The sequence below is a fragment of the Nocardia arseniciresistens genome (genome assembly GCF_046764875.1).
GTDB lineage: Bacteria > Actinomycetota > Actinomycetes > Mycobacteriales > Mycobacteriaceae > Nocardia > Nocardia arseniciresistens.
In genome coordinates, this window is record NZ_JBKORD010000003.1 from 124003 (window position 1) to 136977 (window position 12975).

The window sequence follows — 12975 nt, forward strand, 5'->3', positions numbered from 1 at the left end:
GAAGCCAGAAACCGTGCTCCGAGTGCGGGAGGAGGCTGAACGACTCGGTTGGACGCCCGATCGGCGTGGAATCGTTGTCGAGACTCCGGCTGGAGTGGCACCAGTCGGAGCACACTCGCAATCCCGAACGCGCGCGGACATCAATCCAGGGTCAGTGCCTGGTGAAGGGGCCGCCGCATATCTGCGACCAGATGCCGCGGAGCAGCCTCAGGATGCGGCGGCCGCGAACACGGTTGCGCTTCGGCCGGTTCCGCAGCTCGGCTCGCCGCCGGTTCCGCCGGTCGCCACAGCGCCCATGCCGGAGCTGCCACCGGTTCCCGTCGAGGACAGCACCACTATCCACACCACACCCGACGCTTCGACCGGCGCGCGCGAGGCGAAGGCTTTCATCAACCAGTGCGGACGGTTGTTGCTGGAGCGGCTGCCGTGGGTGGACGCGGACCAGATACCGAAGGCCGAAGAACTCGGCATTCTGGGCGCGCCGGGCTTGCAGGGCATGTTGGTGAAAGACATCGTGCGCATCGCGGGTGGAAACGTGGCGCAGGTTCGGCAGTTCGCGATTGATCCGACTCGTCCACATCGGGGTGTTGTGGACGGGTTCGAGCGGTCGTTGCGGTCACTGCCACAGGCGCAGCGCGAGGGTGCGTCGGTGTTGGTGTTCGACGGTTTCGACAAGGCCGATGAGCACGGTGTCGCCGGGCACGCGTTCCGATTGGTGTTCCGGGACGGCGAGATTCACATCGAAGATCCGGGCAAGGGAGTGTTCGGCCGGTTCGAAGATGTGATGGGTCCGGAGGCTTTGGCGGAGCTGAACGGGGTGTGGGCGATCGGGTTCGACGGTGCGGGGAATCCGCTTGACCTGCCCGGCACACGGGCCGACGCCGCCGACCTCGAGTTCAGGGTTGGTCTGTCTCAGGACACGATCGGCGACCAGGTGTTGTCGGTTGTGGGTGAGGCCGGGCCGACGTGGAAGCTGTTGGATATCGCCAGGATTCGGCATATGTCGAAGTTGCTGTCGCACCAGGCCGGTGCCTTCTCCCCACATGAGCTGACGAGTTTCATCCTGACACCGGGTGTGGACCTGCTGTCCCAGGCGATCACCCTGATCCACGAAAACCAGCACGCCGTCGACAATGACGATCTTCCCTGGCCGACCCCTTACACGATGTCGCTCGACGAGTTCGTTCATGCGAAATTGCGTATCGAAGCGAGGGCTTTCGCCCGGCAGTTCCTGTTTGCTTTGGTGTTGAAAGCCCGTGGCTACACCATCGACGTCGAGGACGACCTCGATTTCCTCGTTTACACCAATGCCCACGCCTTGGCTGTCGAGGAAGCATTGAAGGTTCACCCGAACCTCACCGAGTCGGAACAGGCAGCTGCCGGCCACCAGGCCGGGGTCCGGGCCTTGGAAGTTTTCCTTCTTGCCCCCGAGAAGTTGTTCGCGGAAATCGGAGGGTCGGCCGAAAAGTTCGACGAATTCGTCGCATCGCCCGACAACTTCGAAGAGCTGCTCACCTCGTCCGACAAGCCCGGACACTACGTGCAAACGGCGCGTGAGTTTTGGTTCGCCACCCGTGAGTTCGCCGAGCAGTTGAACGCGCACACGCCGACCACACCGGAGATAGCGGCGGAAATCCGGCGCTCGGCGCTGGTAAGAAGTGCCGCCGGCCGGGACCTCGCCACGGTGGACCGCGCGGTCGAGCGGGAACTCGAACGTCAGCGCACGACCCCGCCCGGCCCGGTCTCGCCTGCTGAGGCTCGTCGTCGGGAACATGCCGCGCTACTGCTTCGTGACCTGGTCGCATGGCGGGCGGAGGCGGAGCGGGACGTTGCCGCTATCCACGCTGCGGTCGATGCGGAGGTCGCACGTGATGTGCTGCACGCCGTGCTGCAACACGAGCCTGGCATGTTGCTGACCGATCACGTCGCGGTGATCACTGGTAATTGGCCGCGGTTGGTTGTCGTGGCCAACGAGGGCGCTCATCTCCGACTGCGCGACAACGCGATCGCCACCCATCCCGAACTGGAAGGTTTGGCCGATCTGGACGGTGAGTACTGGTCTGCTTCCAGCGACTGGAACGGCATGGTGACCTTGGACCGTCTGTGGAATCCGGCACCTCAGCCAGCACCTCAGCTGCTCGAGGTGCCGTGGCTGGACCTGGCCGAACAGGCTTCGACGCGGCGCATGCGTCGAGTTCGGCAGATCTTGCGTAAAACCGAGATCGGCCGGTGGGCCGACCAGATACTGAGCGACAACGGCATTCATCTGCTGCTGGAAGCGAACGCCGACGACCGGCTGTACCCGGCCAGAAAAGTCCTGGTGCTCGATGTCGGCGGTTCCGACGCCGAACTTGGCGCCGCCATGGTCGCGGGCGCCGTTCACGTCCAGCATGACCTGGATCGCGTCGACGGCACCGCCATTCACGATGTGATGGACCCGGATGGTTTGGACCCGGATGGTTCGAAATATCTCGCGGCGCGGCTCGAAGAGGAGGCAGTGGCGCAGGCCGGTCGTGCCGAGGCGATGCGGCAACTGCGGGCGGTAGGCCACGACAGCGAGCCGCCGGATCCCATCGAACTCGCCTACATGGCGGCATTCCGGCGTGTCCTCGATGCTGCCGCCCAGGGTCGCCCGCCATCGGCAGCCGAACTCGAACTTGCGACACAAGCCGGTGTCGCCGCCGTGCGACCGCTGTTGGAGCGCGTCGGACCACGACTGGCCGGACTAACCTACGCCGAGTTCTATCGTTCGGCCTGGAACATCGCACGCGGGCACGATCCGATCGACCCCGCGCCTTTCGACCAGGCCGCCGCTGACGCGCAGAAGGTAGCGCCGGATTCCGATGTCGAGTCGTGGAGGACCGAGCTCGACGTCGACGGACGGCTGCCCGCACTCGTCCAGGAATGGAACGACGCTCTGGAGCACCGAGCGAGGGCTCGGGCCGAACTGGCGATGTTGACAGACGAGAAGCTGGCCGAACTGGGGCCGGTCTCCGGTGAACTGGAATTGCTGCGGCGGCACACCGATCCGCGGACCCGCGCCATGGTCGCGTCGATCGACACCTATCGCAGGTGGGACGCGCGGGTCGGTCCACTCCACGCCGCGATCGACGCATTCGTGGAAGCCGACCGTCAGCGCGCGACCTGCGATCTTCTGGCCTTCGAGCAGTCGCTCGATCCGGCGCAGGCGCGGCCGGGCTCGCCGTTGATGAGTGGCCTGGTCCGGGAGCGGGATGAGGCGAAGCAAGCGCTGTCGCAGTTCCTGGGCATTGACCCGACAGAGGTGACCGCGGACCAGGCCTACAACCTGCTCGGCCAGGCCCAGCTGCAACAGCAGTTCCCTTTGCCGGTGGACGATCCGAGGAGGTTCCTGTTCGCCGACCGGGTGGCCGCGATGTGCGAGCGGTTCCTGGCCGTGGATCCGATCGCTCGGGCCGTCGATTTGCTGGGCGAATGGGACGCGCACGCCCGCCGGCTCGATGAGCAGGCCCACCCCGCGGTACCAGAACCGAAGTCCACGGCGACTCAGATCTCCGAAGCGCTGGCCCAGGTGCCGAGTCTCGGCGTCGACGGCCGGGCCGCCGTCACCGCCGTACTGACAAAAGCATTGGAGCACAAGGGAACTCAGCTTTGGCCGCTGGAACATCTCGGTACGGGCCGCCGCCTCCAGGTCCGCGACGCCGACGGCAGCCGACTCGTCGACGTCGAGATGGTCGACGGCACGATTCGGGTTCGGGCGCACCTGAGCCGACAGCGTCCGGCTTTGCTGGCGCAGCGGCTGGTGCCCGAGCTGATGACCGGCTGGGTCGATCACGCCGGAGTACCCAGAGCCTTCGCCGCCGTCGTGAAGCGGATGTCCGGCATCGGCCCGCGCCCCGCCGCCCGCCTCACCGAGGGCAACGGCGTGCTCACCATGGAGCTGTCCGGGTCACGGGGTTCCCGGCAACTCGACCTCACCGTCGAAACCGATCGCGGCAACCCGGTCGAAACCGATCGCGGCTACCTGGCGCTGTATTTCGATGAGGGAGAAGGTGATTCGCCAGGGGGCCGGGGAGGTACCGGTCCGGTACCCGAACCAGATATCACCGGTCCTTCCTCGACACATCCTGAGCCTGCGTCGTCCGAGCCAGAGCAGCCGTTCGCGCTCGAGGAACGCGGTCTCCTCGACACCGATGAACCGGGAAACACCGGCGACCGGCCGGACTCCGGTGGCGACGACGCGCAACGCCCTGAATGGATGCGAGACCTCGAAGCGCAGGGGGTGGACACAAAACAGACCATTGACGACTTGAGGGAGGTATGGAAATTCCTCTGGGATGACCCCGAGTTCAAGGTTATTCCTGGTGAAAACTATGGTGGCGTTGTCATGTTCGGCGGCCCGGACATCGGCGGCCCGGCTGTCCTCGTAAATGCCCTTCGTGAGTATGGACTCGACCGCACACCCGTGGTTTTCTCCGGCTATCGTGGCGAGGCCGACAGATTCGCATTAGCTGCAGCGCAGCTCGGACTGAACACTGATCGAATCCATATAGAACCTGCCGCCAAAAACACCATACAAAATGCAATCAAATCGATAGAACTGCTGCAAGAGCTCGAGCGCGACGTCAGCTCTATCGTTCTTGTCTGCGCACCCCAACACGCCCAACGCGTACGGGCCACGATTATGAAGTACTGCACTGACGTCAGGCACGTCAGAGTGGTTACGCCTCGTATTTCCGTGGAGAACTATATTCCGTACGGGTTACGACCTACACCCTTCCGGATACCCTGCCAAGTCGATGTCATAACGGCGATCCTGCTTGAAATAAAGGGTCTGAAGGATACCTTCCCCGAGATAGAAATACCGGAGAGAGTATCGGCGGCGTTCGATCGATCGAGTGAGACATTCCAGCTACCGTTGCGGGCGTGGCTGTCCGACCTGATCGCCCACCACCGTGCACGGGAGGACATGGACGCCGCGGCCGCTCATGTGCAGGAGCTGGACCGTCCCGGCGTGTCCGACCGCGAGAAACAGGACGCACAAAAGGTATTGGATGCGGCGACGGACCGCCAGAAGGTACTGGGGGCCAGGGTCGGCAAGTTCGCCGACCTGTTGGGTAAGGCTGTGCCGGAGGAGCTGTGGTCGAGGCAACGCCAGAGCGTGCTCGAGAGCGCGTGGGACTTCGGCGCTGTGGTGGCGGAGTGGTATTCCGCGCGCGACGAGATGGCCGACGCATCGGGGTCGGGGTCGGGGTTGCAGCAGGCGACTGAGCGCTATGGCATTGCCACCGGAAAGGTTCATTCGGCCGTTCGGGAGCTCTCCACCGATCCCGTGCTGCTCCCGCTCGCCGGTTTGAGCGGTCTGTGGGATCCGGTCTCCCTACCTCCGGTCGGCAGCCTGCCGCAGCCGCTGGTAGGGGCACCTATTCCTGGTGCAGGCCCTGATATCTCGGGCCGCGAGGTGGCGACGGGCGCTCCCGAGAGCGCGCACGAGCGTGGCCAGTGTGGGCCGGAGAACTTGCGGGTGTTGCGGGATGCGACGGGCAATCCGAATGTTCAGGTTTTGCGTGCGGGGTTGTCGGGTGTGACTGTCGGGAAGTATGCCGATGCCGCGAATGATGCTCGTCCGCAGCATTTCCCGATCGATCCGAACCATGCACCCGAGGCGGTGGAGCAGGCGCTGCGCGAGCTGGTCGAAGGCATGGCCCCGGCCGAGCGCAACGGTGTGGCCGTGCATGTGATCTACGGCTCCCGGCTGACCGACCGACACGGTGTGAGCGGTCATGTGTTCCAGCTTGTGTATCAATGTGACGAGAAGGGGAACAACGCCCTGATTCGGGTGCTGGACCCGGGTAAGCGGACTACCGGGGTGTATCCGGAAGTGGACAAGCTGGAGCGCATTTGGGCGATGGCGTTCGACCCCGACGGGAACGTGCTCCAGTTGCCTGGGGAAACCCCGGGCCCCGATCCGCGGGAGCGCCGAGTCGGACAATCCGACGATGTGTCCGAGGACGGGGAACCTACCCCTCCCAACGCTGCGGACGTGCCTACCGAAGCGGACCTCGACAAGATCGAGCAAGAGATTCTGGACCGCCAGGAGCTGTTCCTGCCGCCTGATCCGGAACCCACGGATAGGGAGCAACGCCTTGCCCGCCAGGCGGTCGCGAAGCTGAAAGACCATCTGGGCCCGGACGCGACCGTGTCGTCGCTGGCGACGCCGGTGGTTCCCGGCCGAGTGGTCGAGGAAGCGCGGGCTCATGCGACGAAAGTCATGGAATGGTGGCACGCACTGACCGACGAGGAGACGAGAGCCGCAATGATTGCGGTGCATCCCCACGCGATCGGGAACGCCCCCGTCCCAGCCGTGGTGCGAAATGAAGCGAATCTTCGGTCGCTCACCCGAGACACCGAAGGCTTCTTGGAACGTAGGTCCACCGGCAGATGGTTCCTCCGCCGCGGGCTGTCCGAACCGGAACTCGTGCATCTGCGCAATCTGGTCGGACTCCGCAAACAGCTGGAGGTCATCGTCGACGATGTGCGCGAGATCGGCTCTCCCCCAGTACAATTGATCGAGTTCGATGCGACCGCGTACAACGGCAACGGCAGCGTCAAGGTTTCCATCGACGACGCAGACCGTGCCGAACTCGAGACCCGGCATATCGGCGGGGTAGGTACCACGCTGCTGACACTGGCGAAGCGGGCGAAATTCGCCCTCGCACAGCACAAAGCGTCAGCGGTACACGTACCCGACGCCAAGATGGCCACCCTGATCGACATCGGCTATCACCATCCGACCACAGTTGGCGAGGCGTGGTCGTCGGCGCTCGCCGAGCAAGGTGGCGATGTCGTGGCAGCGGGTATCGCCGCCTCCAACGCAACTCGTCGAGCCTTGGCCGCACAACCCAGAGGGGCCGCACGGCCACGATTGCGTACCGTCGTCGCACACAGTTACGGCTCGACCACATTGTGCTTTGCGGGCGCTGACGGCCGGCTCGCCGACGACATCGACCAGGTCGTCATCACCGGTTCCCCAGGTGTCCCGATGGACAACGCCGACAAATTCGGCGTTGGCGCCGAGAACGTGTACGTGTTGGCCGACGACCGCGATCCGGTGACGAAAGCCGGCGGGGACGCCCCGGAGCAAAAAGGCCGCTACTTCGGCTTCGGCCACGGCGTCGATCCGGCGGGACCATGGGGCGCGACTCGGCTCGCCGCGGCATCTCCACTAAAAGTCCGCGTCCGCGACCTCGTACCGATCCACCAGAGTTACGGCTTCTACAGCGACCCGGAGAACCGGGTGGAATCTACAGCGTTGCACAACGTAGCCCTGGTTTGCGCTGGCAAAGCCGCCTTGGCCGAACGTGTCCCGCACCGTCCCGCGGCGACCGGATCGGGCCGGCTGTGGGATCTGGTCTGGTGGAAAACGGTTCAGACGCCAAGTCGGCAAGACGATGTCGCGGGGATCCCCGACGGGAAGCAGTCGGCGGACGTGTGGCAATTGCTGCAGCGGCGGTTCGTCGACGGGCTGTCGCCGGACGTGATCACGAAGCCGCTGGGCCACACCCTGGCATGGGGCAGAGCCCGGTCGAAAGCCATCCCCTTGGTCGCCGCGTGGCTGCCGGACGCAGCAGCGCCGGCCGATGACGGTGCGAGCGCCCACGTGCCGTCGGATACCCACAAGCCGAATGGGTCATTCGACTCACCGGACACGCGTGACCAGATCCTCTTCCCTGAGAACAACTACGAGGACTATCAGTGTGGTCCGAAGGTGGTTGCGGATGTGGCGGAGTGGTTCGGCCGTACTGACGTCGAGTTGTTGGGTCGGGCTGGTTTGGGTGGGGTGTTGGTCAGTGCGATGGAGGGTGCGCTTGGTGGTCGGGCGCAGCACGTGGCTGGTTTGGCGGATGCGTTGGCGCGGTTGCAGGCGCGTGGTCTGGAGTTGGATGCGACGGGGGAGGGCGACGGGATTGCGGTGGTGGTCTTCGAGCCCGCGTTGTCGGGTGCGAAGGGTGCTCTGGGGCATGCTCGTTGGCTGGTTCGTCATGTAGAGAATGGGGTGGAGCGGTTCGAGTTGCGGGATCCGGGTAAGGGGGAGGTCGTTCCGGATTTCGTTGCGCCGGAAGATGTGCACACGGAAGGCGCGCTCGCGCTGTTCCTGGACAATCAGGGCTATCCAATCCCCGAGGGTGTTCCGGATTCTGATGGTGATGTGCGGTGGCGTGGGCCCGACGACAACTTTGCTGTCGGTCTATTCATCACAGGGGAGACGTTCGCAGACCAGAGAAGGGTCTCTCCCGCTCCATCGGCGGAATCGCACCCGGCACCCTTTGTGCTGGATATGGACCCGGGACGCCACGCCCGCAGCGACTGGAATGTCGCCGCACCCGAGCGGTCTTTCCGGCGGGGCATTATCGGGGCCGACGGATTGAATCCAGCCATCGTTCATCACCACCCACCGAACAGCGGATCAGGCGACCCCGACCAACATGGGCAACAGCACAATGTGCCCGAGCCTCCGGCGGAATCCCCAGATGCTCCGGAACCTTCCACCGCGGCGAAGAACGAATCACTGCTACACCTGATTCGCACCGACTTCAAGGTCGGGACACGCCTCGGCTCCGAGTTCCTCAACGACACCGGCTTCGCGATCATGCAAACTGCGCTGGACCTGTGGATGATCAAAGAGGCCGGGCCTGGGGTGGCGGGTGCCGTTGGGTTGCTCGTCAACGTGCCATACATTGTCGGCGCACCGATCGCGGGATATCTGACCGACTACTTCTCACCTAGGAAGTTGATGACGGGCAGCGCGATCGTGGGGGCGGTAACAGCAGCCACAGCGACTGTCGCCCTTGCGGTTGGAACTTCGTACGCCGTGCCCATACTCATCGGGACGACATTCGTGGAAGCAGGCGCCTCCCTCCTCTACGGAAACAGTTCCAGCAAGGTGCTCACCGCGATGGCCGGCGACGCGCAAACAGGACTTACCCGCTTCAATAATCTCAAAATGAACTCCACCCGAGTGATCGGAAGAGCATTCGGGCCCATCCTGCTGGCGGCCGGTCCCGCATTTCCTCCCCTTCTCAATCTCGGCACAAACATCGTGGACCTGGCGACAATGTCGGGAGTACCGGATCTCTCGACCGTACCGCGATCGAACAGCGTTCGGGAAGAAATGCGCGATTCGATCGTCGCGGGCGCGCATACTATCCGCCACCGCTCCCTGCTGCGAAATATCAACAACAACCTAGGTCTCACCAATCTCTACCTGGGAATGCAGTCGATCCAGTTCACGTCGCTGCTCGTCAACTCCGGCATGTCAGCCGCGCAGATGGGAGTAGTGGGGACACTCGTCCCTGCCGGGGCCGTGCTAGGAAACTTCGTACCATCCAGGTGGTTGGACAGCTTTCGGATCAAAACGCTCCTCAACGCCAGGTTGGTCGGCTTGGCCGGGACCGCCATCGTGGAGGCAACCACCACCGACCCCTGGATAGCCTCGGCGGCGCTCGCCGGTGGCTGGGCAATCCTCGGCTCGGCCGGGATACCTATCTACACTTACTGGCGCAAAAAGACCCCGACTGAAGTACAGGGGCAGGTGCAAGCCCTGAGCTCCCAGATGACCAGGGCCACGTTCGCACTGGGTGGCTTGGCCGGCGGCGGCGCGCTGGCGCTATGGGGACACCAGCCTGCCTCCGCATCTCTCGCCGTCGGCTTCGGCGCCCTCACGGCCTGGTCCGTCCTGCAGCGCCTCTTCGGACGTGATAGGGCCCGGAAACTGCTGGACTCCATCAACCAAACAGCCGAAGCGACCTGGGCGCTCGGCCTCAACGAGGGAATCAAACCCAAACGACGACAAAAGAAGTGGACTGACCTCAGGGACGCCATCGCCACCCAACTGATCGAAACCCATCTCGACCCTGACACCGACGACCCGCTCGCCCACGTCCTCGACAAGGTCGAGAATCCCGGAAACAAGGTCGACACCGTCGTCATCCTCGTCGACTACGGCAAGCACATGCACTCCTACACCGTCACCAATGTCGGCGGCCGCATCGTCATCTTCGACACCAACATCGCCAACCACGACGACAACGACCCCGACGACCCCGAACGCATCCCCCGCGTCCGCACCCGCGAGGAATGGCAACAGTCCCACCCCCGCAATATCACAAAGGCTTACATCGCCGAACTCACCATCGACGACGACGACAACCTCACCAATCTCCACCTACCCCAACCCAACCAGCCGACCCCACGTAAAAAGGGCAAACTCAAAGGCCCATTCGAATCAGGCGCCCCCTCGGTGACATTGCCGACGGGAAACGATCCCGACACCGGCAAACCCGGAGTCGGCGCGCGCGAGTCGGCATCGGGACAGCATCAGGTGGGTAGTGGATCGGCGGCGTTCGAGCGGCCGAATGTTGTTAGGGGGCATGAGGATTATCAGTGTGGTCCGAAGGTGGTTGCGGATGTGGCGGAGTGGTTCGGCCGTACTGACGTCGAGTTGTTGGGTCGGGCTGGTTTGGGTGGGGTTTTGGTCAGTGCGGTGGAGGGTGCGTTAGGGGGTCGGGCGCAGCATGTGGCGGGGTTGGGTGATGCGTTGGCGCGGTTGAAGGCGCGGGGTCGGGCGTTGGATGCCGATGGTTCGGGGCGGGGTAATGGGATTGCGGTGGTGGTGTTCGAGCCCGCGTTGTCGGGTGCGAAGGGTGCTCTTGGTCATGCTCGTTGGTTGGTGCGTCTGGTTGAGAATGGAGTGGAGCGGTTCGAGTTGCGGGATCCGGGTAAGGGGGAGGTTGTTCCGAATTTCGTTGTGCCGGAGGGTATGAACGCTGATGCTGGCTTGGCGTTGTTCTTGGATAATGAGGGTCGTCCGGTTGAGGATGGTGTTCCGGACTCGGATGGTGTGGTGCGTCCGCGTGGGACCGAGGATGACTTCGCCGTCGGTCATTTCATCGACGAGACGAGTTGGCCGACTGTCGTGGGAAACGTCGTTGCACAGAGACGACGTCTTTTGGACATCCGGCGCCAAGCGACCGACGTTCCCCCCTCCGACGCGACAGCGTCCGGCGAAGAGTCGTCCTCCGGACAGGGGCCCTATCCCGGCATGTCGACCGAAGACTGGGCCCGGGTCGAGGCCGCCATAGCGGAGTTGATTGCACTTGACCCCGAGGCCTTCTGGTACCTGAAGGACCTGCCGAGGCCCAAGCCCGGGGAGCCGTTCGGCGCTGACTGGGTCAGTAATCGGGGGGAGTGGTTCAAAGCGCTGTCCGAGGGGAAAACCGACAAACTACGCGACATCGAGCTCACCGAAAAGGATTTCCTCGAGCTCGGCCGAGTCATCAAACGCGCGCCCGTCTACGCGACACTCGCCTTGATCGTGACGGTGGGCTTGTCGATCGATCAGCTGCTACACCTGCGTAAGGTCGGCTGGGAAACCCTGTTCATCAAGCAGGAGAAGATCACTCGCGAGGGTAAGACGATTACCGTCCGGAAGTTCCGGACCCTGCCGCTGAACGAACCGCAGAAAGCCAGTACCCGGGGCATCAACGACTTGATCAGCAGGTTCACGAAGTTCCTGCGCGCCTCATCGCTCGACGAGTTGCCGCAGCTGTGGTCGATCCTGTTCGGCGACATGCAGTACTTCCAGGGCAGACCGCTGCTGGAGGACGACCACGCCAAGATGCGCGGAGAACACAAGGAAAACGGCGAGCCGAAGATCCTCACGAACGAGGAATACGCCTGGTGGAACGACGAGTTCCTCAAGAACGACCTGTGGTCTGCGCTGCACTTCCCAGGGTGCCGAGGGCTCGCAGCCCAGAGCGACGAATACCTGCGGGCACGGTATCTCAGTGCCTACATCTGGTCGATGATCGGCAGTCGAGCTGCCGAGGAATACATGATGAAGGTCGTCGACAAATACCTGCTCAGCACCGTCATTCGTGAAATTCCGGAGCTGCTGTTGGGCACCGTGAGCGACGTCAAGGACGCCGTAGTCGACCTGCTGCCCGAGAAATCCAAACCCAAGCTGCTCGACATCGCCCAGCCTGTCGTCGGTCTCACCGATTGGCTGGCACGGATGATCCGCGTTGGGGCCGACCGCACCGCCGGCGCCGTGTATCCGGGGCGTGGGAGGATCACCGACCCCGCCACGGCCGAGGGGATTGTCGAGAAGCCCGTGTCGCCGGAGGCGGACGCTGACGGCGTGGCGGGCGGCGCGGATCCTGTCCTCGTCTCAGGGAACGATTACGAGGATTATCAGTGTGGTCCGAAGGTGGTTGCGGATGTGGCGGAGTGGTTCGGCCGTACTGATATCCGGTTGTTGGGTCGGGCTGGTTTGGGTGGGGTTTTGGTCAGTGCGGTGGAGGGTGCGCTGGGTGGTCGGGCGCAGCATGTGGCGGGGTTGGGTGATGCGTTGGCGCGGTTGAAGGCGCGGGGTCGGGCGTTGGATGCCGATGGTTCGGGGCGGGGTAATGGGATTGCGGTGGTGGTGTTCGAGCCCGCGTTGTCGGGTGCGAAGGGTGCTCTTGGTCATGCTCGTTGGTTGGTGCGTCTGGTTGAGAATGGAGTGGAGCGGTTCGAGTTGCGGGATCCGGGTAAGGGGGAGATTGTTCCGGATTTCGTTGCGTCGGAAGGTTTGCACACGGAAGGCGCGCTGGCGCTGTTCCTGAACAATCGGGGCCATCCAATTGCCGTGGGTGTCCCGGATTCGGATGGTCGCCTGTCCTGGCGTGAATCCACGGACGACTTCGCCATCGGAAGAGTGACCGGCGAGGAGATCCATGCTTCTATGTTCCGCCCGCTCGGCGCGGTGGACGACTCCCGCCCGACCATGCCGAAGGAAGTCGCCAAAATAGTTCTGTCCGAAGGGTTTCGCAACGGCGTTCTGCTACAGGGCTACAACAACTTCAACTACGCGGTACCAGAACTCGGTCTGTTCACCCGAATGCGCAAACCCTCCCAGGGCGTGGACCCTCGGGTATTCCGGGAGCACGAAATACA

Annotated in this window: 1 protein-coding gene (only partly in view); it reads left to right on the forward strand. The window is 63.7% G+C overall.

Every position in this 12975-nt window falls within one protein-coding gene, locus ACLMAJ_RS06260, for a LacI family DNA-binding transcriptional regulator (RefSeq protein ID WP_412012550.1), read on the forward strand. The gene is 140205 nt long; 104933 of those nucleotides lie to the left of the window and 22297 to its right, leaving coding positions 104934-117908 in view — codons 34978 (partial) to 39303 (partial); the first codon wholly inside the window starts at position 2. Both codon boundaries (start and stop) fall beyond the window edges.